Annotated in this window: 23 protein-coding genes; 11 read left to right on the plus strand and 12 right to left on the minus strand. The window is 72.6% G+C overall.

Annotated features, from left to right (window positions below):
• Positions 1-37: 37 nt before the first annotated feature.
• Positions 38-1129: a phosphotransferase family protein gene (locus M4V62_RS34970; RefSeq protein ID WP_249591183.1), complete on the plus strand. Its 1092-nt coding sequence runs from the start codon at positions 38-40 to the stop codon at positions 1127-1129.
• Between the two features lie 16 nt (positions 1130-1145).
• Here the strand turns inward: M4V62_RS34970 and M4V62_RS34975 are convergent, their stop codons facing one another.
• Positions 1146-1589 carry a hypothetical protein gene (locus M4V62_RS34975; RefSeq protein WP_249591184.1) on the minus strand — a complete coding sequence of 148 codons (444 nt, stop codon included), beginning with the start codon at positions 1587-1589 and terminating at the stop codon, positions 1146-1148.
• Positions 1590-1788: 199 nt separating this feature from the next.
• On the opposite strand from M4V62_RS34975, the gene M4V62_RS34980 reads away from it, so the two are divergent.
• From M4V62_RS34980 to fxsA, 4 genes are all read left to right on the plus strand, one after another.
• A complete protein-coding gene (locus M4V62_RS34980) occupies positions 1789-2229 on the plus strand; it encodes an Lrp/AsnC family transcriptional regulator (RefSeq protein WP_249591185.1) in 441 nt (146 codons plus the stop codon).
• Between the two features lie 57 nt (positions 2230-2286).
• Complete coding sequence (locus tag M4V62_RS34985; RefSeq protein WP_249591186.1) at positions 2287-3930, plus strand: amidohydrolase; 1644 nt, start codon at positions 2287-2289, stop codon at positions 3928-3930.
• A 492-nt stretch (positions 3931-4422) separates the two neighbouring features.
• The gene (locus tag M4V62_RS34990; protein WP_249591187.1) at positions 4423-5271 is read left to right on the plus strand and encodes a polyprenol monophosphomannose synthase; all 849 of its coding nucleotides are present in this window, start codon (positions 4423-4425) and stop codon (positions 5269-5271) included.
• 73 nt (positions 5272-5344) lie between these two features.
• Positions 5345-5929: an FxsA family membrane protein gene (fxsA, locus tag M4V62_RS34995; RefSeq protein ID WP_249591188.1), complete on the plus strand. Its 585-nt coding sequence runs from the start codon at positions 5345-5347 to the stop codon at positions 5927-5929.
• Between the two features lie 114 nt (positions 5930-6043).
• Here the strand turns inward: fxsA and M4V62_RS35000 are convergent, their stop codons facing one another.
• The 4 genes from M4V62_RS35000 to yczE form a co-directional block, all read right to left on the minus strand.
• Positions 6044-6418, minus strand: coding sequence for an RNA polymerase-binding protein RbpA (locus tag M4V62_RS35000; RefSeq protein ID WP_249591189.1), 375 nt, complete (start codon positions 6416-6418; stop codon positions 6044-6046).
• A gap of 256 nt (positions 6419-6674) precedes the next feature.
• Positions 6675-8027 carry an MFS transporter gene (locus M4V62_RS35005; protein ID WP_249591190.1) on the minus strand — a complete coding sequence of 451 codons (1353 nt, stop codon included), beginning with the start codon at positions 8025-8027 and terminating at the stop codon, positions 6675-6677.
• A 45-nt stretch (positions 8028-8072) separates the two neighbouring features.
• Positions 8073-8840, minus strand: coding sequence for a glycerophosphodiester phosphodiesterase family protein (locus M4V62_RS35010; protein WP_249591191.1), 768 nt, complete (start codon positions 8838-8840; stop codon positions 8073-8075).
• On the minus strand, positions 8837-9517 hold the full coding sequence (gene yczE, locus M4V62_RS35015) for a membrane protein YczE (protein WP_425574961.1): 681 nt from the start codon (positions 9515-9517) through the stop codon (positions 8837-8839). Before yczE ends, M4V62_RS35010 begins: the two co-directional genes overlap by 4 nt.
• A gap of 155 nt (positions 9518-9672) precedes the next feature.
• Between yczE and M4V62_RS35020 the strand changes: the two genes are divergently transcribed.
• Complete coding sequence (locus M4V62_RS35020; protein ID WP_249591192.1) at positions 9673-11172, plus strand: SCO1417 family PLP biosynthesis transcription factor; 1500 nt, start codon at positions 9673-9675, stop codon at positions 11170-11172.
• A 51-nt stretch (positions 11173-11223) separates the two neighbouring features.
• Here the strand turns inward: M4V62_RS35020 and M4V62_RS35025 are convergent, their stop codons facing one another.
• Complete coding sequence (locus tag M4V62_RS35025; RefSeq protein ID WP_425574951.1) at positions 11224-12855, minus strand: ATP-binding protein; 1632 nt, start codon at positions 12853-12855, stop codon at positions 11224-11226.
• Positions 12856-12912: 57 nt separating this feature from the next.
• Entirely contained in the window at positions 12913-13107 is a 195-nt protein-coding gene (locus tag M4V62_RS35030) for a hypothetical protein (protein WP_249591193.1), read from the minus strand.
• A gap of 297 nt (positions 13108-13404) precedes the next feature.
• Between M4V62_RS35030 and M4V62_RS35035 the strand changes: the two genes are divergently transcribed.
• The 5 genes from M4V62_RS35035 to M4V62_RS35055 all read left to right on the plus strand — a co-directional run bounded on the left by M4V62_RS35035 (position 13405) and on the right by M4V62_RS35055 (position 18850).
• Complete coding sequence (locus M4V62_RS35035) at positions 13405-13797, plus strand: ankyrin repeat domain-containing protein (protein ID WP_249591194.1); 393 nt, start codon at positions 13405-13407, stop codon at positions 13795-13797.
• A gap of 302 nt (positions 13798-14099) precedes the next feature.
• On the plus strand, positions 14100-15518 hold the full coding sequence (locus M4V62_RS35040) for a HEAT repeat domain-containing protein (RefSeq protein WP_249591195.1): 1419 nt from the start codon (positions 14100-14102) through the stop codon (positions 15516-15518).
• A 142-nt stretch (positions 15519-15660) separates the two neighbouring features.
• Positions 15661-16791, plus strand: coding sequence for a glycosyltransferase family 4 protein (locus M4V62_RS35045; RefSeq protein WP_249591196.1), 1131 nt, complete (start codon positions 15661-15663; stop codon positions 16789-16791).
• Entirely contained in the window at positions 16788-18011 is a 1224-nt protein-coding gene (locus M4V62_RS35050) for a glycosyltransferase (RefSeq protein ID WP_249591197.1), read from the plus strand. Before M4V62_RS35045 ends, M4V62_RS35050 begins: the two co-directional genes overlap by 4 nt.
• Positions 18008-18850 carry an SGNH/GDSL hydrolase family protein gene (locus tag M4V62_RS35055; protein ID WP_249591198.1) on the plus strand — a complete coding sequence of 281 codons (843 nt, stop codon included), beginning with the start codon at positions 18008-18010 and terminating at the stop codon, positions 18848-18850. The genes M4V62_RS35050 and M4V62_RS35055 overlap by 4 nt, the downstream gene beginning before the upstream one ends.
• A gap of 16 nt (positions 18851-18866) precedes the next feature.
• On the opposite strand, the gene M4V62_RS35060 is transcribed toward M4V62_RS35055, so the two are convergent.
• The 5 genes from M4V62_RS35060 to M4V62_RS35080 form a co-directional block, all read right to left on the minus strand.
• Positions 18867-19736 (minus strand): 5-oxoprolinase subunit C family protein, encoded by an 870-nt coding sequence (locus M4V62_RS35060; RefSeq protein WP_249591199.1) that lies wholly within the window; start codon positions 19734-19736, stop codon positions 18867-18869.
• Positions 19733-20386: a 5-oxoprolinase subunit B family protein gene (locus M4V62_RS35065; RefSeq protein WP_249591200.1), complete on the minus strand. Its 654-nt coding sequence runs from the start codon at positions 20384-20386 to the stop codon at positions 19733-19735. The genes M4V62_RS35060 and M4V62_RS35065 overlap by 4 nt, the downstream gene beginning before the upstream one ends.
• Complete coding sequence (locus tag M4V62_RS35070; protein WP_249591201.1) at positions 20383-21147, minus strand: LamB/YcsF family protein; 765 nt, start codon at positions 21145-21147, stop codon at positions 20383-20385. Before M4V62_RS35070 ends, M4V62_RS35065 begins: the two co-directional genes overlap by 4 nt.
• 135 nt (positions 21148-21282) lie before the next feature.
• Positions 21283-21966: a putative hydro-lyase gene (locus M4V62_RS35075; protein WP_425574960.1), complete on the minus strand. Its 684-nt coding sequence runs from the start codon at positions 21964-21966 to the stop codon at positions 21283-21285.
• Between the two features lie 5 nt (positions 21967-21971).
• Positions 21972-23273 (minus strand): MFS transporter, encoded by a 1302-nt coding sequence (locus M4V62_RS35080; RefSeq protein ID WP_249591202.1) that lies wholly within the window; start codon positions 23271-23273, stop codon positions 21972-21974.
• Positions 23274-23294 lie beyond the last annotated feature (21 nt).

Here is a 23294-nt window from a genome sequence, read left to right on the forward strand (position 1 = left end):
AGGTCCCCTGAGATCCACAGCTGAGAGGAGCTCGGCGATGGCGACAGCACCGCGCCCCCGCACCACCACCCGTGACCCGGAGGAGCTCGCCCGCAGGCTCACGGCCTGGCTCGCCGTGCGCCTGCCCGGCGCCAAGGCCACCGGCGTACGGGTCCCCGAGTCCAACGGCATGTCGAGCGAGACCCTGCTCTTCGACATCGCGCACCCTGAACCACCGCTGCGGGCCTGCGCGTTGCGCGTGGCGGCGGACCCGGCCGCGTACACGATCTTCCCGGTCTACGACCTGCCGCGCCAGCACCGCACGATGCGGCTCGTCGCCGAGCGCACCGACCTGCCCGTGCCGCGTGTGCTGTGGCTGGAGGAGGACCCGGGGCCGCTCGGCGCGCCCTTCTTCGTCATGGAGCGGGTCGAGGGGCGCGTGCCGCCGGACGTCATGCCCTATACGTACGAGGGGAATTGGCTCCATGCGGCGAGCGGCGCCGAGCGCGCGCACCTGGAGGAGGCCTCGATCCGTCTGATCGCCCACCTCCACGACCAAGTGCCCGTGGCGGAGGCCCAGTTCCTGACACTCCCCGGCGAGGGCAGTCCGCTGCGCCGCCACGTCGACGCCCAACGCGCCTACTACCACTGGGTGGTCGACGGCCTGCCCCGCTCGCCCCTCATCGAGAGCGCCTTCGACCGCCTTGAGGAGTCGTGGCCTGCCGACGAGGGCGATACCGTCCTCAACTGGGGCGACGCACGCATAGGGAACGTCATCTACGATGGCTTCGACCCCGCGGCCGTACTGGACTGGGAGATGGCGGCGCTCGCACCCCGCGAGGTCGACCTCGGCTGGATGGTCTACCTGCACCGCTTCTTCCAGGACCTGACGGTGAGCTTCGGGCAGGACGGGCTGCCCGGCTTCCTGCGCCGTGAGGCCATCGAGGAGCGCTACGCCCGGCTCACGGGGCACACACCGCGGTCCATGGACTTCCACACGCTGTACGCGGCGCTGCGGCACGCCGTCGTCATGCTGCGCGTCGCCTACCGTCAGGTGCACTTCGGCGAGGCGGCGGTCCCCGACGACCCGGACACGCTGATCCTGCACCACGCCAGCCTGGCGGCCATGGTGCAGGGCAGCTATTGGTAGCGGCTATGGGTGGGCCTCAGGCGGCGGAGCGCCCGTCCTGCTCCGGTACGCGGCGCGGGCGCGAGCCCTGGCCGCCGACGTGCGAGAAGGGTTGCGTCCGCCAGTCGAGCCCCTGAGGGAGCGTCAACAGCAGCGCCGTGTCCTGCTCCTGAGCCTCCATCGTCTCGTCGGCGGGCTCCGCGTCGGCCGCGGCGCGGCCCGTGCCGGGGCACACCGTGAGCCCGAACGGGTTCCACCGCGTGGCGCACAGCGCGTGCTCGGGCAGGACGTCCTCGTCGGCGAGGAGCGCGATCGGCTGCGCGCAGTCGGGGCACGTCACTCGGTACATCTCGAAGGTGTCGTACGCGTCGAACTCGGATTCAGCCGGTTCGACGCCCTCCGATACGGGTGCGGGCGCGAATTCGTCGGAGCGCTGCTGCTTGCTGCGGGCAGGGCGACCGGGGCGCTTCAAGTTCTGCATGGGATTCTCCCCCTTGGGTGGGCCGAGAAGGCGCTGCGGCCTCGACCACAGCAAGCACTTCCCGTCCCGTCGTAGAGGTAATCGTGGCATCCCTTTGGACACGGTCACAGGTATGTGGCGTTCGTCACATGCCCGGAGAAGATGCCGCTGCCGTGCCCACAGGTATCCGGAGGGATCAAGAGCCCTGTAGGTTCAGCGCATGGAGGAGCTGGACCGACAGATTGTGCAGCTGCTCGTCAAGGACGGGCGGATGAGCTACACCGACCTGGGCAAGGCCACGGGCCTGTCCACATCGGCCGTGCACCAGCGGGTGCGCCGCCTCGAGCAGCGAGGCGTCATCCGCGGCTATGGCGCGGTCGTGGACCCGGAGGCCGTCGGCCTTCCCCTCACGGCGTTCATCTCGGTGAAGCCGTTCGACCCCAGCGCACCCGACGACATCGCCGAACGCCTCGCGGGCGTCCCGGAGATCGAGGCGTGCCACAGCGTGGCGGGCGACGAGAACTACATCCTCAAGGTGCGCGTCGCGACCCCCCTGGAACTCGAACACCTGCTGAGCCGCCTGCGCGCACTCGCCGGCGTCTCCACACGGACGACGGTCGTGCTCTCCACGCCGTACGAGGCCCGGCCCCCACAGGTCTGAGCCGCCCGTGGCAGCCCCGTGCGCGGGGCCCGCACCCGCAGGGGCCAGACTGTTCCCATGAGCGAGAGCACCACCCCCCAGAACGGCCCTCAGGGCCACCGCACCGTGCTGCTGCGCGGCGGAGACGTCCACAGCCCCGCCGATCCGTTCGCCACGGCCATGGTCGTCGAACGCGGGCACGTCGCCTGGGTGGGATCCGAGGGCGCCGCCGACGCGTTCGCCGACGGCGTGGACGAGGTCGTCGACCTCGAAGGGGCTCTTGTCACCCCGGCGTTCACCGATGCGCATGTGCACACCACGGCGACCGGACTCGCCCTGACGGGACTCGATCTGACGGGCTCCCGCTCCCTGGACGACGCGCTGGTCCGCGTACGCGAACACGCCGCCGCCCGGCCGCACGACCGGGTCCTCCTGGGCCACGGCTGGGACGCCGCCCGCTGGGTGGGCGGCCGTCCGCCCACGCGCGCGGAGCTCGACGAGGCGTCCGGCGGACGTCCCCTCTATCTCTCCCGCATCGACGTCCACTCGGCCGTCGTCAGCACGGCACTGCTCGACCTCGTCCCCGGCGTCACCGGGCGCACCGGCTTCCACGCGGACGCGCCGCTGACCGCCGACGCCCACCACGCGGTGCGCGCCGCCGCCCTCGGCGCCCTCACCCCGCAGCAGCGCACCGAGGCCCAGCGCGCGGCGCTCAAGCATGCCGCCTCGCTCGGCATCGGCTCCGTGCACGAGTGCGCGGGCCCTGACATCTCCGGCGAGGACGACCTCACGGGGCTGCTTCGCCTCGCGGCCGACGAGGCCGGTCCCCGCGTCGTCGGCTACTGGGCCCAGCAGGGCGAGGAAGGCGTCGCCCGTGCAAAGGAGCTGGGTGCCATCGGCGCCGCGGGCGATCTCTTCGTCGACGGCGCCCTCGGCTCGCACACCGCCTGCCTGCACGAGCCGTACGCCGACTCCGGCCACACCGGCACCGCCTATCTGGACGCGGCCGCCGTCACCGCCCACGTCGTCGCCTGTACCGAGGCGGGCGTCCAGGCGGGATTCCACGCCATCGGCGACGCCGCGGTGACCGCCGTCGTCGACGGCTTCCGCGCGGCCTCGGAGAAGGTCGGCCTGGCCCGCGTGCGCGCCGCGAGGCACCGCGTCGAGCACGCCGAGATGCTCACCCCGGAGACGATCGCCGCCTTCGCCGAACTCGGCCTCACCGCCTCCGTGCAGCCCGCCTTCGACGCCCTGTGGGGCGGCGACGACGGCATGTACGTCCAGCGCCTTGGCGCCGAGCGGGCCCGCACCCTGAACCCGTACGCGGCCCTCCTGCGCACCGGCGTCCCGCTCGCCTTCGGCTCCGACAGCCCGGTCACCCCGCTCGACCCCTGGGGCACGGTCAGGGCCGCCGCGTTCCACCAGAACCTCGATCACCGCGTGTCGGTGCGCGCCGCGTTCACCGCCCACACCCGGGGCGGCTGGCGGGCCATCGGGCGGGACGACGCGGGCGTCCTGGTGCCGGGGGCGCCCGCCGACTATGCCGTCTGGCGGACCGCGGATCTGGTGGTCCAGGCCCCCGACGACCGGGTCGCGCGCTGGTCGACCGATCCGCGCTCCGGCACGCCCGGTCTGCCCGACCTGACCCCGGGCGCCGAACTCCCCGTCTGCCTGCGCACGGTCGTCTTCGGAAAGACGGTCTTCGTACGGCCACAAGAGTGATGTCACGGCGGTGCGTACCGCCGATCGCGGCCCGTTGGCGCGTCGCACGACCTGCGTATCCTCGGCACTGACCTGGCGCTCTTTGGAATCGGCCCAGGTCAAACGGCTATTGACAGAACGCGGCCGTCGGCCGGTAGGTTCGGCCGGGTCCACCACAGGACGTCCGACCGGAGAATCTCCACGCAACCGTCGAACGCCGCTGGGCCATGGGTGGTGGTGTGCCGCACCGGCGCACTGCCACTGGGAGCCAGGTCCAGCGCCCGCGCCGCGGATGCGAGGGAACGTTCCACCGGGCCGGCAGGTGTGACCCGGGTGGGGCCCGGACGCTCAGTAGACAACGGCTCTCGGTCGACCCGCAGCCAGCGGGCCCCAGGTCGGCCCGAAGGGTGCCGGGCCCCGATCCGCAGTACTCCCCTCAACCGCACGTGCCGCCGCGTCCTTGATGGAGGCGGCCACTATGGTGGTCCTCTGCGTACGAACGAAGGGGCAGTAGTGAACGACGGCGGTGGGGTCTCGGAAACCGGTGACCAGGGGAGGCAGTTCGGTCCGCTCGGCATGGCCTTGGTGATCATTCCGACCTACAACGAGGCGGAGAACATCCAGTCCATCGTCGGCCGTGTCCGGGTCGCCGTGCCCGAGGCGCACATCCTCGTCGCCGACGACAACAGCCCCGACGGCACCGGCAAGATCGCCGATGAGCTCGCGGTCGACGACGACCACGTCCACGTACTGCACCGCAAGGGCAAGGAAGGCCTCGGCGCGGCCTATCTCGCGGGCTTCCAGTGGGGCCTGGACAACGACTACGGAGTGGTCGTCGAGATGGACGCCGACGGCTCCCACCAGCCCGAGGAGCTGCCCCGGCTACTCACCGCGCTCAAGGGCGCCGACCTCGTCCTCGGCTCGCGCTGGGTGCCGGGCGGGCGGATCGTGAACTGGCCCAAGTACCGCCAGTACATCTCCCGCGGCGGCAGCACGTACTCCCGGCTGATGCTCGACGTGCCGATCCGTGACGTCACCGGCGGCTACCGCGCCTTCCGCCGCGAGACCCTCGAAGGCATCGGCCTCGACGAGGTCGCCTCGCAGGGTTACTGCTTCCAGGTCGACCTGGCGCGCCGGGCGATCAAGGCGGGCTATCACGTGGTCGAGGTGCCGATCACCTTCATCGAGCGGGAGCTCGGCGACAGCAAGATGAGCCAGGACATCGTTGCCGAGGCGCTGTGGCGCGTCACGGCGTGGGGCGTGGGGGAGCGCGTCGGCCGCGTGGGCCGCGCTCTGGGCCGCAAGGATACCGGGGGACCCCAGGGACCCCAGGAGCCCGGGAACGGCCGCAAGAATCCCTGATCACCGCTCGTCCCGTCGCTTGTCGATCATCCCCCTTATGCCGGTCTGAGCCGGGCCCAGGCACACTGGAGCCATGACGACTGGCGTACCGCCCACCCGACCCGCCCGGCCCCGGCGCTCCCGCGTCCTGAGGTTCCTGCCGCTCGGCATCGCCGCGTGGCTGGTCCTGGAGATCTGGCTGCTCACCGTGGTGGCGGCCGCCGCCGGCGGGCTCACGGTGTTCCTGCTGCTCGTGGCCGGTGTGGTGCTCGGCGGCATGGTCATCAAGCGCGCAGGGCGCCGGGCCTTCCGCGAGCTGAGCGAGGCGCTGCAACAGCAGCAGCAGGGCGGTCTGGCGCCGCACCCCTCCGAGCGGGGCGGTGGCAACGCCCTGACGATGTTGGGCGGCCTGCTGATCATCCTGCCGGGGCTGATCTCCGATGCCCTGGGACTGCTCCTGCTCGTGCCGCCCGTCCAGAAGGCCGTCAGTCGTACGGCGGAGAAGACTTTCGAGCGCAAGGTCCGTGAGGCCACCGCGCAGGGCGGCCTGGGCGACGCGTTCCAGCAGGCGCGCATGCACCGTCCGGACGGCAAGGTCGTCCAGGGCGAGGTCATCAGGGACGACGAGCGGCAGGACCGCGGCCCGCACCCGGACGACCCGCAGCTGCCGCCCCGCTGAGCGGCTCGCCGCCCGCTCGGGCGGCGGCTGCGGACAGCACGAAGGCCGGGGCCACTGCTCAGCAGTGGCCCCGGCCTTCGTGTGCGGTGTTGTGCGGTGTTCCTCAGTTCGCCGTCAGGCGGACTTGCGGCTGTCCCGCGGATGCACCGCGATGTTCATGGCTCCTGAACGGAGAACCGCGAGGCGCTCCTCCAGGACCTCCTCGAGTTCTTCTCGAGTCCGGCGCTCCATGAGCATGTCCCAGTGCGTACGCGCAGGCTTCCCCTTCTTCTCCTCAGGTCCGTCGCCGTCTACAAGGAGTGCCTGGACCCCGCAGACCTTGCACTCCCACTCCGGCGGGATTTCTGCCTCTACCGAGAACGGCATCTCAAATCGATGTCCGTTCTGGCATGCGTACTCCACGGCCTGGCGCGGAGCCAAGTCGATGCCGCGGTCGGTCTCGTAGCTGGTCACCACGAGGCGCGTGCCGCGAAGAGCTCGCTCACTCATGAATCGTGCCTCCCGGGCTTGTCGCCCACAGGACAGGTGTCGCTGTCGTCGTCATCCGGTCAACGTCCGGTCGGCGGTAAAGATTCCCGTTAAGGGTCATGCGTCGCCGTCGTATGCCGCCCCTTGTTGTACCCACCAGCGCCCGGTATGTCACATCTGACAGAGGATGTCACCCTGCGTTTCTCCATCTTGAGCGCGCAGTAACGGTCCGCCTGGTAAGCCAAACGCGTACACTACCGCCCTTTGGCTTCAGTTGCTAAATCCTGTCGGGTACGGGATTTCCCGCGTCGCGGATCGCGCGCCGTACGGGTACCCGCGCGAGCAGGACGAAACCGATCACGAAAAAGGCCACCAAAGAGACGATCGCGTCCCGGTAGCTCCCCGTGAGCTGGTACGTCAGGCCGAAGATCAGCGGCCCGAGCCAGGCCATGCCGCGGTCGCTGATCTCGTACGCGGAGAAGTACTCGGCCTCCTTGCCCGCCGGCACCAGATGCGAGAACAGGGACCGCGAGAGCGCCTGCGAGCCCCCGAGCACCAGGCCGATCCCCGCCGCGAGCACGAAGAACCACACGGGCGCGCCCGCGGGAAGGAAGAACCCGGCCCCGATCGTCACCGTCCACGCGACGAGCGAGCCGAGGATCGTGCGCTTGGCGCCGTACGTCCGTGCCAGGCGCCCCATGGCGAGCGCCCCCGCCACCGCGAGCACCTGCACGAGCAGGACCGCCACGATCAGCGTGGACTGGCCGAGGCCCAGCTCCTCGGAGCCGTAGACGGACGCCTGGGAGATCACCGTCTGCACGCCGTCGTTGTAGACGAGATAGGCGAGCAGGAAGGACAGGGTGTGCGGGTGGCGGCGCATGTCGCGCACGGTCGACGCCAGCTGCCGCCAGCCGCGTGCCGACGCCTCCGAAGGCGGCACCTTGCGGTCACGGAGCCGCCGCAGCGGTACGAGCGTGAAGGCGCCCCACCACACGCCCGCCGACGCCAGGCAGATGCGCACGGCCGTCGACTCCGAGACACCGAAGGTGTCGTGGGCCAGGAACAGGACCAGATTCGCCACCAGGACGAGCGCGCCCGCCGCGTAACCGAACGCCCAGCCGCGCGAGGAGACCGCGTCACGCTCCTGGGGAGGCGCGATCTGCGGCAGATAGGAGTTGTAGACCACCATCGAGACGGCGAGCGCGGCGTTGGAGACGATCAGCAGGAAGCCGCCGAGGAGATAGCGGTCGCCGTCCAGGAAGAACATGCCTGCCGTCGACGCGGCCCCCACGTAGGCGGCCACGGCGAGCAGCGGCTTCTTGCGGCCCGTACGGTCGGCCGCGGCGCCCGCGAGCGGCATGACGAGGACCGAGACGATCACCGATGCCGACACCGCGTACGCGAAGAAGGCCCCGGCGCTGACCGGGATGCCCAGCGGGTGGACGTAGCCGTCGCTGTCGGCGGCCGCCTTGGCGATCTCCGTCAGATACGGGCCGAGGAACACGGTCAGGACGCTCGTCGAGTAGACCGAGCACGCCCAGTCGTAGAAGTACCAGCCGCGCTGCTCGCGCCGCCGTTCGGCGGCGCCCTCGTCGGCCGGTGGTGCCGTTCGCACGGTGTCGGTGCCCACCCGTGCCCCCTCGCTGATCCCCGTGGTCCGCAGCCCGCGAGGCGGTCAGGCCCAGGCTCCCCGGTCCTTCAGCACGTCGCGCAGCGTCTCGATGTGATCAGTGATGATGCCATCCACGCCGAGGTCGAGAAGGGCGGCCATGCGTTCCGCGTCATTGACCGTCCAGACGTGCACCTGCAGCCCGCGCGCGTGGGCCGCGCGCAGGAAGCGGCGGTCCACCACCCGGATCCCGGCGTGCGTCTCGGGCACCTGCGCGCACACCGCGGAGCGGCGCACGGGGGCGGGGACGCCGTACGAACCGAGGCGCAGGCCCGCCACGCCCCGCGTACCGAACGAGGTGGCGAGGCGTGGCCCCGCGAGCCGTTGGGCCCGTGCCACGCGGGACTCGGAGAACGAGCCGACGCACACGCGGTCCCAGGCGTCGGTGCGGCGCAGCAGATCGAGGAGCGGGAGCAGGGCGGGCTCGGCCTTGACGTCCACGTTCCAGCGGACGTCGGGGAAGGACTCCAGGAGCTCTTCGAAGAGGGGCACCGGCTCGCTGCCCGCCACGCGCGCGTGGCGCACGTCGCTCCACGGGAGGTCGGCGATCCGCCCGGCCGCATCTGTCACGCGGTCGAGCGTCTCGTCGTGGAAGGCCACAAGGCGGCCGTCCGCCGTGGCGTGCACATCCGTCTCGATGTAGCGGTACCCCAGGTCCACCGCGCGCCGGAACGCGACGGCGGTGTTCTCCAGGCCGTCCGCCGCCCCGCCGCGGTGGGCGAAGGGCAGCGGGCCGGGGTGGTCGAGATAGGGATGGCGTACGCGCGTGGTCACCGCCGCAGTATCGCCTGCTCCGATGGACCGCCGGCAGCCACCGGGCCTCCCCGGGATGGAGCGGGGGCGGCGAAGAAGCGCAGGAAGAACTGGGCCAGCGGGCCGATCGCCAGCGCGTACAGGACCGTTCCGATGCCCACCGTGCCGCCGAAGGCGAACCCGGTGGCGACCACCGCCACCTCGACGAGCGTCCGCATCAGCCGGATCGAGCGGCCCGTGCGCTGGTGCAGGCCCGTCATCAGGCCGTCCCGCGGTCCAGGACCGAACTTGGCGGCGATGTAGAGCCCGGTCGCCAGGCCGTTCAGGACGATCCCCGCCACGAGGAGCGGTATGCGGGCGCCGAGCCCGTGCGCGTCCGGCATCAGGGCGAGGGTGCCGTCCATCGCGAGGCCGACGACGAAGACGTTGGAGACCGTGCCCAGGCCGGGGCGCTGCCGCAGCGGGATCCACAGGAGGAGCACCGCGGCACCGATGAAGATCGAGACGACACCGATGGACATCCCCGTCAGCTCGGCCAGGCCCTGGTGCAGCACGTTCCACGGTTCGAGGCCGAGACCGGACACCACCAGGAGCGCGGAGCTCGCGCCGTACAGGGCCAGGCCGACGTACAGCTGGACGAGACGACGTGCGAGGTGCCGTTTCACCAGCTGTGGCTGCACAGACTGCACGGACTGCACGGACTGCCCCGGCTGTCCGGACCCGCCGGTCGTCGGTGGCTTCGTCGTGGACAAGAGATGCCCCCCTGCTGGTGGTAGTGGCCTGACACATGACACTCTGTGGCTCGTAAAGGGATGCCAACCATGGCCAATTCCAGGAAGGTGGACTGGGAATCATGGCTCAGTGGACTTCGGCGGTGGGCGCCACGCAGCTTGCCCGGCTGCTCACCTCTCAGCAGACGCGCCCCGCGGGCCCCGGCACGCGCCGCCCGCCCGCCTACCGCGCCCTCGCCGACGGCATCCGCATGCTCGTCCTCGAAGGCCGCGTCCCGGTCGCCGCGCGCCTGCCCGCAGAGCGCGAGCTCGCCGTCTCCCTCGCCGTCAGCAGGACCACGGTCGCGGCCGCGTACGAGGCGCTGCGCACCGAAGGCTTCCTGGAGTCCCGCAGGGGAGCGGGCAGTTGGACCGCCGTCCCGGCCGGGAACCCGCTGCCCGCACGCGGGCTCGAACCCCTGCCGCCCGAGGCGCTCGGCTCCATGATCGACCTGGGCTGCGCGGCGCTGCCCGCGCCGGAGCCCTGGCTCACCCGCGCCGTGCAGGGCGCCCTGGAGGAACTCCCTCCGTACGCGCACACGCACGGAGACTTCCCCGCCGGTCTGCCGGCGCTGCGCCAGATGCTCGCCGAGCGCTACACCGCGCGCGGCATCCCGACGATGCCCGAGCAGATCATGGTCACGACCGGGGCGATGGGCGCCATCGACGCGATCTGCCATCTGTTCGCGCCGCGCGGTGAACGCATCGCCGTCGAGTCCCCCTCGTACGCCAACATCCTCCAGCTCATGCGCGAGACGGGCGCCCGTCTGGTCCCCGTCGCCATGTCCGAGGGGCTCGAAGGGTGGGACATGGACCGCTGGCGGCAGGTGCTGCGGGACGCCGCGCCCCGCCTCGCCTATGTGGTCGCGGACTTCCACAACCCCACGGGAGCGCTCGCCGACGAGGACCAGCGGCGCAAGCTGGTCGACGCCGCGCGCTCCGCGGGGACGGTCCTCGTCGTCGACGAGACCATGATCGAGCTGCAACTCGACGACGACGTGACGATGCCGCGCCCCGTCTGCGGCTTCGACCCGGCGGGCTCGACCGTCATCACCGTCGGCTCGGCGAGCAAGGCCTTCTGGGCGGGCATGCGCATCGGCTGGGTGCGGGCCGCGCCCGACGTGATCCGGAGCCTGGTCTCGGCGCGTGCGTACGCCGACATGGGCACCCCTGTCCTCGAACAGCTGGCCGTGAACTGGCTCCTGAGCACCGGCGGCTGGGAGTCGGCCGTGCAGGTGCGCAGGGACCAGGCCCGCGAGAACCGCGACGCCCTGGTCGCCGCCGTCCGCCGCGAGCTGCCCGAATGGGAGTTCGCGGTACCGGCCGGTGGCCTCACCCTGTGGGCACGCGCGGGCGGACTCTCCGGCTCCCGCCTCGCCGAGGTGGGCGAGCGGGTGGGGGTCAGGGTCCCGTCAGGGCCGCGCTTCGGAGTGGACGGAGCCTTCGAGGGGTATGTGCGGCTGCCGTTCACCGTGGGAGGCGCGGTGGCGGAGGAGGCGGCGGTGCGTCTCGCGGCGGCCGCGCGCCTGGTGGAGACAGGGGCGGGCGCGGGTGTGGAGGCGCCGCGGGCCTTCGTGGCCTGAGCGTCAGCTCTTCCTGCGCGTCAGTCACTTCTCGGCGTGGCTTCCCGCGCGTCAGTTCTCGGCGGGCACGGGCTCCGGCGTCGCGTCGGGTTCCGTCGCCACCGTGTCGGCCTCGGAGTCCGCCTCGGTGCCGGTGCCGGTGCCGGTGCCGGTGCCGGTGCCGGTGTCGGCAGGGGTGCTCCGTGCGGGCAGCAGCTCCGTCACCGCCTGCCGGTGTGCCTCGCTCGTCGCGTCGTCGTACGGATCGGGCGTCGCGGGCACCTGGAGCCGGTGCACCTGACCCGTGCCGAGCCGGGCGTACCCGCGTCCGGGCGGGACGTCGGACGTGGGCGTCGTGCGGGGCGGCACCCCGAGGATGTCCTCGACCTGGTCGGGCGTCGTGGGGCCGAGGACCACGCGCGCGCGGGTGTGCTGGCGCACCGGGTCGCTCAGCGCGTCCAGGCTGTCGAACTGGTCGGCCACGACCACCGTGACATTGGCCGCCCTGCCGTGCCGCAGCGGCATCTGGAGCAGCGACTGCGGGTCCTTGCGTCCGTCGGCGGCCGCCAGGTGACCGAGCACGCTGGGGCGGTCCAGGAGGATCCACAGGGGGCGCCTGGTGTCGTCCGGGGCGGGGTGGCCCGCCTGCCGGGCGCGGTTGGCGGAGATCAGGCGCCGCTCCGTCTCGTGCGCGGCCCACTCCAGGCTCGCCAGGGCTCCGGCGAGCCCGCACTCGATGGCCAGAACACCGTCGCGTCCGGTCAGACAGGCGTAGTCGCCGATGCCGCTGCCCTCGACGATCAGGACGTCTCCGTGCACCAGGGCCTGGAGGGCGATGGAGCGCAGCAGGGTCGTGGTGCCGCTGCCGGGCTCGCCGACCACCAGGAGATGCGGCTCGGTGGAGCGGGGGCCGGTGCGCCAGACGACCGGCGGGACGTCGCGCTGCTCGTCGCCGTCCTGCACGGGAAGGGTGCGCTGGACGCCGGTGGGGTCGGTGAAGCCGAGGACGGTCTCGCCGGGGGACGTGACGAACCGCTGGGCGGCGATGTCGGTGGGCAGCGGGGGCAGCACGTTCACCGTGAGCTGGTTGCCCTCCTCGTCCCACTCGAAGTGGTACTCGCGGCCGCGGCCCGCCTTCGCGTGCAGCAGCTGTTCGATCCGTGCGCGTGAGTCGGCCTCGCCGTCGGTGAAGTACGCGGGGTAGCGCACCACCAGATGGCACACGCGTCCGTTCTCGTCGAACTCGTACGAGGTGAGGGCCTTGTCCCACTCGCCGCCGTGCGCGAAGAGCGGCGCCGGATCCTCGGGGACGGAGAAGTACGGGACGAGCGCTTCGTAGAGGGACTGCAGCCGCTGGGTCTGCGCCTCGTCGGGACCGGTGGGCGCCGGAGCCGTGCGTTCCCTGCCGGTCCACGCGGCGGCCGCCATCAGGCAGATGGCGGCGAGCAGCGGACCGTACGGAATGAGGGCCACGACCAGGACGACCGAAGCCACCAGGAACAGCAGCGGTCCGCGCCGGTCCTTGGGGGTGTCGGCCCACTTGCGCCGCCCGGCCGCTGCCAGCCGGCGCAGTCCACGAGTGATCGTGATCAGCGGGTGGAGGACGTCGGTGGCGCTGTCGGCGGCCGACCGTGCGAACTCCCGGCTCCGGGCGATCGAGGCGGTGCCGTTGCTCAGGATGCGGGGGAGGGGGCGCCGGGCCACGTCAGTCTCCAGATGGTGCGAACGAAAGTTGCTACCGGGGGCAGGGAGCAGGGGGCGTCAGAACTTGATCCCGCCGAGGAGGCTCGCCAGGCTCGCGCTGCCGGCCTTGATGCTCGGGGCGATGGCGGTGCCCGCCATGAAGAAGCCGAACAGCGCGCAGACCAGAGCGTGGGACGCCTTGAGGCCGTCCTTGCGGAAGAACAGGAAGACGATGATTCCGAGCAGCACGACGCCGGAGATGGACAGGATCATGAGGGTTCTCCTGGTTGGTGGGGACAGTCACCATGAGTTGTTCCAGGTTCACAGCATGTATCCATACGATAAAAGGTGCAAATGGGGGAATTTTCAGGATTTTCCCTCGAATGGCGGACCTCTTCTGGGCCGCCCGAGCGGGGGTTCGAAGGCCGTCCTGGGCCCTGCGTGATCTTTGCCGCGGGTGCGCCCCGTCATGTGCCCGGACGGGCAGTACCCTGTCGATTCACTCGTACGGCCGCACTGGGCGGCGTACGACCCCGCACGTCACCCCGCAGTCGAAAGGCGGTCAGATCCATGAGCGAAGTCCCCGACCCGGAAGTCGTGGAGCTGGCGACCAAGATCTTCGATCTGGCGCGCCAGGGCGACACCGCGGCCCTCGTCGCGTACGTGGACGCAGGTGTTCCGGCCAACCTCACCAACGACAGCGGCGACTCCCTCGTGATGCTCGCCGCCTACCACGGCCACGCGGACGCGGTCCGGGCCCTCCTGGAGCGGGGCGGTGACGCCAACCGTGCCAACGACCGGGGGCAGACGCCGCTCGCCGGAGCGGTCTTCAAGGGCGAGGACGCGGTGATCAGGGCGCTGCTCGACGCGGGCGCGGATCCGGCCGCGGGCACGCCGTCGGCGGTGGACACCGCCAAGATGTTCGCCAAGACGGAGCTGGTCGAGCTGTTCGGGGCGGCCTGAGCGGGGTAGCTGACCAGCAACAACGGGGGCGCTGGAAATGTGGTCGCGGCGGGCTGAACCGCTGGGCCATCATGACGACGTGATTCACGGACGCGACGGCGGGGCAGAAGTTGCCGCACCGCGCGGACCGTGAGCGGCCCGCCCCCGGACCTCCCGTCCGGGATCCCTACGGGCCACCGACGAGAGGCAGAGGAAGATGGTCTACAGCAAGCAAGAGACGGCGGGCGGCCCGACGTGTTGGCGCACGGCCAGGTAATGCACGATTCCCGGTTGCGTCGACGCTTGATGTGAGGCTGTTTCCCATGTTCGATCCGGTCATAGCGCCCAGCGGTACGCTGCTCGGCCTGCTGCAGCGGGGCCGCGGCGACGGCACGCTGCACGCACTCACCGCCCCCCGCTCCGAGGCGCTCGCCGCCCTCGAGACCTGCGTGCTCCACGACCCACGCCACGACTGGCAGGTGGAGAACCGCTCCCTCTACTACGCCCGGCTCTACCTCGATCTCCGCGGCGGGATCGAGGAGATCGAGCGGCACCTCTTCGACCCCGAGGACGTCCTGGACACGGACGACTCACGCACCGGCCTCGCGCTCGCCGTCCTGGGGCACCTCGCCTCGTACGGCAGGCACGATGCCCTCGAACTGCTGCGCAGGTACGCGGCCTTCGGCGCCAACTGGGCCTGGGCCCTGGACGAACTGGCGCTGCGGGACGACGACGCGGGCCTGCGCGCCCTCGCCGTGCCCGTGCTCGCCAGATTCCCCTCGGACGCCGAGGGCGAGGCCGAACTGGCCGCCGCCGTGCGCGACGCCTACGAACCCCGGCCCTGGCGGCTGTGGGAGGAGGACCCGCGCGAGGCCGTCGGCGCCCGCGTGCGGACCGCCCGGGAGCAGGGCTCCTTCGACCGATGGCAGCGCCAGATGCGGCCATCGGGCCCACGCCCGGGCTGGAGCGTCCAGGCCGTCTTCGACTGGGCGCAGGAAGGGCTCGAACGTGGTGCCGTCCTGCATGTGCCCGCGGCCCGCTGCCTGAGCGCCGTCGCCGGGCCCGAAGACCGCGCCGAGATCCTCGAAACCGCCCGCACCGGCTCCGACGGGGCGCGCGGCACGGCCCTGCGCTACCTCGCGGACGCCCATGATCCCGATGTGTTCGACCTGATCGAGTACGCGGTCCAGAGCCCGTCACGGGCCGTCGTGGACGCCGCGGCCGAGTCCTTCGAGCGGATGCGCAGCGTCGCCGCCGTGGAGCGGGCCCGCCGCTGGGCCCTGCGGCCCGACGCGCTCGGCGCCGCCGCCGGACGGGTGCTCGCCTGCAGGGGCGGCGCCCAGGACAGCAAGCTCGTCCTCGCCGCCCTCCGCGAAGCCGTCCGCGGCGAAGGCCCGGACGCACCGACCCTCTGGACCCTCGTCGACGGCGCCGGACGCCTCGGCATCGCCTGCGCGGCCCCCGTCCTGCGCCACGTCTACCGCGAGACCGCCTCCTCCCACCTGCGCGGCCGCGCCGCCCGCGCCCTCGCCGCCACCGATCCCTCCTTCGCCGCCGGATTCGCCGTCGAATGCCTGTGGGACTGCGAGGAGTCCACCCGCGAGGTCGCCGCACGGCACGCCGAGACCGGCGACGCCCGCGTGGTCACCCAGCTCAGAAGGCTCGCCGCGGACCCCGCCGAGGAGGACGAGGTACAGACCGCGGTACGGAGCAGGATCGGCCCCGACGCGGCCGAGGTGTAGCCGGGCACGCCGTCGACGCGGCGGCGGAACGGCTGGAGGCGCCCCGGGGCGGGCGCGCGCGGAGCGGAACGCTCATGGGACGTTCCTCGCGAGGAAAGATCCACGTTGACGTGACCACGCCCCGCACGACGAGAACACGGGTATGCGTGTCGTCATCGTCACCGAATCCTTCCCTCCCGACGTCAACGGCGTGGCGCACTGCGCCCTGCAGACCGCCCGGCAGCTCGCCGCGCACGGTCACGACCCCCTGGTCATCGCCCCGGCCCCCGCGGCCGGGGCGGACGCCGCAGCCGATGCCAGTGCGCCCTGCCCCGTCATCCGTGTCCCCTCCCTGCCCCTCCCCGGATATCCGCAGGTCAGGGTGGCCCTGCCCAGCCGGCGCCTGTCGGCCGCGCTGAGCGCGCACCGGGCCCACATCGTCCATCTGGCAAGCCCCTTCGTCCTCGGTGTGCGCGGCATGGCCGCCGCCGCGCGCCTGGGCATTCCCGCCGTCGCCGTCTACCAGACGGACCTGGGCGGCTACGCGCGTACGTACATGGGGATGGGGGAGTCCACCGCCTGGCGGCGCATCCGCGCCGTCCACGCCGCGGCCGACCGCACCCTCGCCCCGTCGTCGGCCGCCCTGCGCGATCTCGTGACGCACGGCGTGCCACGGGTGCGGCTGTGGCCGCGGGGTGTGGACACCGCCCGGTTCGGGCCCGCCCTCCGGGACGAGGCCGTACGCCGTGAACTCGCGCCGAACGGTGAGCTGTTCGTCGGCTACGTGGGGCGTCTCGCTCCCGAGAAGCAGGTCGAACTCCTTGCCGGGGTGTGCTCCCTTGAGGGCGTACGCCTCGTCGTCGTCGGTGACGGCCCCAGCGAGGGTTCCGTGCGGGCGGCACTGCCCGGCGCGGTCATGCTGGGGCGCCGTACCGGGGACGAACTGGCCCGGATCTTCGCCTCGTTGGACCTCTTCGTGCACACCGGGCCGTACGAGACGTTCTGCCAGACCGTGCAGGAGGCCATGGCCAGCGGTGTGCCGGTCGTCGCGCCCGCCGCAGGCGGACCGCTGGACCTCGTCGTCCCCGGCCGCACCGGAGTCCTGGTGGCGCCCCAGGACGCCCTCGCGGTGCGTGACGCGGTCTGGGCGCTCGCCGCCGATCCGGGGCTGCGGGCCGCGTACGGGAGGGCCGGGCGCGCGGCCGTCGAGGGGCGGACCTGGGAGGCGGTGGGCGAGCAGCTCGTCGACCACTACGGCCAGGTGCTCGCCGCGCGGACGGCGGTGGCGGCATGAGGGCGGCCCTGTACAGGGAGACCACGGTGCGGCCCGGTGGGCCGCGTGCCGCATCCCTTCGGATCGTGCGGCTCGCCAACTTCGTCGCCCCCTCGTCGGGCGGACTGCGCACCGCGCTGCGGGAGTTGGGGCGCGGCTACCTCGCGGCCGGGCACGAGCCCGTACTGATCGTGCCCGGCGAACGGTCCGGGGTCCGTGACACCGACCAGGGCCGTGTCGTGACCCTGCCGGGCACGCTGCTGCCCGGCACCGGCGGCTACCGCGTCCTCACCGACCGCCGCAGGGTGGCCCGGCTCCTCGAACGCCTCGCGCCCGACCGCATCGAGGTGTCCGACCGCACGACACTGCGCTGGACCGGCGCCTGGGCACGACACCGCAGGATCCCTTCCGTGATGGTCTCCCACGAGACGGCGGACGGCGTCCTCAGGTCCTGGGGCATGCCTCAGGAGGCCGCCCTGCGTGCGGCCGCCGCGCTCAACTCCCGTACCGCGCACGCGTACGCGCGGGTCGTCTGCACCACGGAGTGGGCCGAGCGCGAGTTCGTCCGCATCGGGGCGCGCAACGTCGTCCGTGCGCCACTAGGGGTCGACCTGGCGGCCAGCCGTCCGGGGCTGCGTGATCCACGCGTGCGTGCCCGCTTCGCGGGAGGGGGCGAGGTGCTTCTCGTGCTGTGCTCCAGGCTCTCCGTGGAGAAGCGGCCGGGCAGGGCACTGGACGCCCTGGAGGTGCTCCGTGGCCGGGGCGTGCCCGCGGTGCTCGTGGTGGCGGGGGACGGCCCGCTGCGTACGCGCCTGGAACTGCGGGCGCGCGAGCGGCGGTTGCCGGTGACGTTCCTGGGACACGTCGCGGACCGCGCGGCCCTGGGGGCGCTGCAGGCCACGGCCGACGTCTGTCTGGCACCGGGGCCCTGCGAGACGTTCGGGCTCGCGGCCCTGGAGGCGCTGGCGTGCGGTACGCCGGTGGTGGCCAGCGCGTCGTCGGCGCTGCCGGAGATCGTGGGCGGTGCGGGCGCGGCGGCGACGGACAGCGGCGAGGCGTTCGCGACGGCCGTGCAGACCTTGCTCGCGCGCCCTGAAGGTCCACGGAGGGAAGCGGCACGCGCGCGTGCGGAGTGCTTTGGGTGGGAGGGGGCGGTGGGGGCGTTCTTGGGGGCGCATGATGCGGGGCTCGGTGACCGCGCCGGTCGGGGGCCGGCGCCCCACGAGGGACGTGCCTCGTGAAGCCGCTGAGGTTCGTGGCCATGGGCGACTCCCTCACCGAGGGCATCGGGGATCCCGTGGGGGAGGGGTGGCGGGGATGGGCCGCGCTGCTCGCCCCGTCCTGCGGGGCCGTCGAGTTCCACAACCTCGCCGTCAGCGGTTCCCAGACCGCGGACGTGCTGAACCGGCAGCTCCCCGAGGCGCTGAAGCTGCGGCCCGACCTGGTCTCCGTGATCGTCGGCGTCAACGACACCCTCCGCTGCACCTTCGACATCCAGGCCGTGGCGGCACGCCTCGACGAGGTCTACGCCGCCGCCGCGCGGCACGGCGCCCACCTGCTCACCGCCTGCCTACCGGACCCTGGGGCCATGCTCGGCCTCCCGGGCGCGCTGGCCCGGCCCCTCGCCCGGCGGCAACGGGCGGTCAACGCCGTCGTGCACGCCCTGTCCGAGCGGTACGGCGCCGTCCACCTGCACCTCGCGGAAGACGAGTGGGTCACCGACCGCACCCTGTGGAGCGCGGACCGCCTGCATCCGGGCGAGCGGGGCCACCGTCTCGTCGCCGCCCGCTTCCACGCGCTGCTCGCGGCACGTGGCCTGGCGGCGGGCAGCCCGCCCTCGTGCGAGCCCCAACTGCCCTCGCCCACCCGGTCGGCGAGCCTGCTGTGGCTGGCCACCGCGGGGACCGGCTGGGTGGCGCGCCGGTGCACCGATCTGCTGCCCCAGCTGCTCACCCTCGCGGTCGACGAGGTACGTCACCAGGTGCGGGGCAGCAGCGCCCGGCTCGACCTGAGCGCCACCCACGCGGTGGCGGCGGCGCTCGCCGCCCTCAGCCTGGCCGAGCAGCCGGACGCGGCGTAGGAGGCCGTGGGCGGCCTCAGCGCCGTCCCGCGGGGACGAAGCGCACCGGCGTGCCCGGCACCGCTTGCGCGGCCCCGGCCAGGTCCGCCTCCCTGACCACCGCGATCACGGGATAGCCCCCGGTCGTCGGGTGGTCGGCGAGGAAGACCACGGGCCGGCCGTCCGGCGGCACCTGCACGGCGCCGAGGACCATGCCCTCGCTGGGGAGTTCATCGGTGAACGCCCGCTCCAGGGAAGGCCCTTCGGTGCGCAGGCCGATGCGGTTGCTCGCCGAGGACACCCGGTACGCGCGCGTGGTCAGCGTGCGCAGGGCCGATGCGGTGAACCAGTCGGCGCGCGGTCCGGACGTCACCCTCAGGATCAGTTCACGCGGTGGCGCCGGGTGCGGGACGGTGTCCACGCGCGCGTGGGGCGCGGCGGCGTGCCCCAGAGGGATCACGGCTCCGTCCGCGAGGGGCGGCGGGCCGAGCCCGGAGAGCAGGTCCGTGGAGCGGCTGGCGAGCACCGGGTCGACACTCACTCCGCCGCCGAACGCGACATAGCAACGTACTCCGGAGACGGCCGCTCCGACGTCGAGCAGCGCACCGGCCGGTACCCGCACGGGCGCACCCCACGCCACCGGGCGGCCGTCGACCGTCACCGGGCAGGGCGCGCCCACGACGGCCACCGTCACCGCGCAACGCGGCCGCACCGAGCAGCCGTTGAGGGTGGTCTCCAGGACTGCGGCGTCGGACGGGTTGCCGACGAGGCGGTTGGCGAGGCGCGCCGCGGCCGGGTCGAGGGCTCCGGAGCGCGGCACTCCGAGGTGCGCGTGCCCGGGGCGGCCCTGGTCCTGCACGGTGGTCAGCGCCCCGGCCCGTACGACGGCGAAGGCACGGTCGGTCATCGTGCCTCCGACAGGGGCGCTCCGGAGTGTGTGGGCGCGGACGGCATGGGCACGAAGCGCACCCGCACACCAGGGGTGAGCAGCGCGGCAGGCACGCGCGCGTGGTCCCACAGGACGGCGTCCGTCGTGCCGATCAGCTGCCAGCCGCCGGGCGAGGAGCGCGGATACATTCCCGTGTACGGCCCCGCCAGGGCGACGCTGCCGGCCGGGACGCTCGTGCGAGGCGTGGCACGCCGGGGCACTTCGTGGTGCTCCGGCAGCCCGGTGAGATAGCCGAAGCCGGGTGCGAACCCGCAGAAGGCGACCCGGAATTCGGCCGCCGAGTGGATCCGTGCCACCTCCGTCACCGGCACACCCCAGTGCGCCGCCACATCCGCAAGGTCGGGCCCGTCGTAGCGGACCGGGATCTCGCGTACGTCCTCGTCGCGCGCCGACAGCGGCGGGATCTCCAGGGCGGCGAGCTCCGCGCCGACGCGGCCCGGGTCGTCGAGGCCGTCCAGGAGCACCGTGCGGGCCGCGGGCACGATCTCCCGTACGCGGATGAGGCCCGCGGCCCTGCGGCGCAGCAGCTCGGCATGGAGCGCCTGCGCCTCGTCGCCGTCGGCGAGTTCGACGAGCAGCGCCAGGTCGCCGACCGGGAGCACCCTCACGCGAAGGCCTCCACCCGGACGCCCGCCGTCGCGAGGCGCGCCCGGACCTGACGGGCGAGGGCCACCGCCCCCGGGGTGTCGCCGTGCAGGCACAGGGAGCGCGCGGAGACGTCGATCCGCTGTCCGTCCTGGGCGGTGACGGTCCCGAACCGGGCCATGCCCACGGAGCGTTCGACGACGGCGTCCGCCTCCGTGATGACGGCCCCGTCGCTGCCGCGTGGCACGAGGGTGCACTGCGGGGTGTACGCGCGGTCCGCGAACGCCTCGGTGACGACGGGAAGTCCTGCCTTGCCGGCCACCTCCAGGAAGCGTGATCCGGGCAGCCCGAGGACGGGCAGCGTGTGATCCGCGAGCAGGACCCCCTCGACGACGGCGTGCGCCTGCTCCTCGTCGCGCACGACGCGGTTGTAGAGCGCGCCGTGCGGCTTCACGTACGACACGCGCGTGCCCGCCGCCCGCGCGAAGACCTCCAGGGCGCCTATCTGGTACGCCACTTCGGCCGCCAGCTCGTCGGCCGGTACGTCCATGGAGCGGCGCCCGAAGCCCGCCAGATCGCGGTACGAGACCTGGGCGCCGATCCGCACGCCGCGCGCGGCGGCCTGCTCGCACACGCGGCGCATGGTGGCCGCGTCGCCCGCGTGGAAGCCGCAGGCCACATTGGCGCTGGTGACGACGGAGAGCAGCTCCTCGTCGTCGGTCAGGCGCCAGCGGCCGAAGCCCTCACCGAGGTCGGCGTTGAGATCGATCACGGCATCGGTCATGCGGGTGGTTCTCCTGTTTCCGTCCGGGTGGCCCGCTCAGGCCACCCGGTACTGCTCGTCACGTGCGTCGGTGATGAACATCTGGCCCGGCGCGTGCGTGATCGCGAACGGCGGCCGCGAAGCCATCACGGCGGCCTACGGCGTCACCCCGCACGCCCAGAACACCGGGATGTCACCGGGCTCGGCGGCCACCGGATCACCGAAGTCGGGCCGGTCCAGATCGTCGATGCCGAGCCCCGCCGGGTCGCCGCAGTGCACCGGACTTCCGTGCACGGCGGGCAGCAGGGAGGTCTCCCTGATCGCCGCCGAGAGGTGCTCGGGCGGCACCTGGCGCATGGAGACCACCATGGGGCCACGCAGCCGTCCCGCCGGGCGGCAGGGGCGCGTGGTCACGTACATGGAGACGTTGCGACCCTGCTCGACATGGCGCATCGGGACTCCGGACTCCGACAGCGCCCACTCGAAGGTGAAGCTGCAGCCGATGAGGAAGGACACCAGGTCGCCGCGCCACCGGTCGACCACGTCCGTGGGCTCGTCGGTCAACTCGCCGTCCTCCCACACCCGGTAGCGCGGCAGATCAGTCCGCAGATCGGCGCCGGGCGCCAGGGGCGTGGTCCAGGATCCCGCGTCCGTGACGTCGAGCACCGGGCAGGGCTTCGGGTTGCGCTGGCAGAACAGGAGCATGTCGTACGCCCAGTCGGCGGGCACGGCGATCAGATTGGCCTGCGTGTGGCCGGCGGCCCAGCCCGCGGTGGTCCCGCTCGCGCCCGTACGGAAGAGCGCGCGGGCCTCCTCGGGGCTGTGCAGCGCCGTGGTCATGGAGCTCACACCAGCTCCTTCCCGCGTGTCTCGGGCAGCCCGAGGAGGGCGAGCACGGCGAGCGCGTAGCCGATCGCCCCGAAGATCAGCGCGCCGCCCACGCCCCAGCTGTCGGCCAGGAATCCGACCATCGTGGGGAAGACGGCGCCGACGGCCCGCCCGGTGTTGTAGGTGAAGCCCTGCCCGGTGCCGCGCACGGCCGCCGGATAGAGCTCGCTGAGGAACGAGCCGAAGCCGCTGAAAATGGCCGACATACAGAAGCCGAGCGGGAAACCGAGCACAAGGAGAAGGCCGTTGGCCCCGTCGGGGATGTTCGTGTACGCCAGGATGCTGGCCGCGGAGAGGAACGCGAAGAGCGTGATGTTCCGCTTGCGGCCCAGGATGTCGGTGAGATAGCCGCCTGCCAGGTAGCCGATGAAGGCCCCGGAGATCAGGAACGTGAGGTACCCGCCCGTGCCGACCACGGTGAGGCCGCGCTCGGTCTTCAGGTAGGTGGGCACCCAGGTGGCGAGGGTGTAGTAGCCGCCCTGCACGCCGGTGGACAGCAGGACCGCGAAGAGCGTGATGCGCAGGAGACCGGGTTTGAAGATCGCGGTGAACGACCCCTTGTTCGCGCTCTTCTCGCGCTCCTCGGCCGCGTCCGGGGCATCGTGCACATTGCGTCGTACGTAGACGACGAGCAGGGCGGGCAGCGCGCCGGTCCAGAACATCACGCGCCAGGCGAGGTCCTCGTCGACGAACTGGAACACCACGGTGTAGACGATCACCGCGAGCGCCCAGCCGATCGCCCAGGCGCTCTGGATCGCGCCGAGCGTGCGGCCGCGGTTCTTGGCGGTGGCGTACTCGGCGACCAGGATCGCGCCGACCGCCCACTCGCCGCCGAAACCGAGGCCCTGGAGGGCGCGGAAGACCAGCAGGGTCTCGTAGTTGGGCGCGAAGCCGCAGGCGACGGTGAAGACGGCGTACGTGACGACCGTGATCATCAGTGCCTTGACCCGGCCGATCCGGTCCGCCACCACCCCGGCGATCGCGCCGCCTATCGCGGAGACGACCAGCGTGACCGTGGTGAGCAGGCCGGTCTGGCCGCTGTCCAGGCCGAAGTACGCGGCGATCACGACCATGCTCAGAGGCAGCGTGAAGTAGTCGTAGGAGTCGAGGGCGTAGCCGCCGAAAGCGCCGCCGAAGGCGCGGCGGCCGCGCGGGCCGAGGGCGCGCAGCCAGCCGAAGGCGCCGTCGTCGGTGGGGGGTTCGCCGTCCACGGAGGGTGTGTCGGTCGAAAGGGCCTGGGGCGGAGGGGGAGTGCTCATGGGCACCTCGCAGGAGGGGGG

It is taken from the genome of Streptomyces durmitorensis (genome assembly GCF_023498005.1).
GTDB lineage: Bacteria > Actinomycetota > Actinomycetes > Streptomycetales > Streptomycetaceae > Streptomyces > Streptomyces durmitorensis.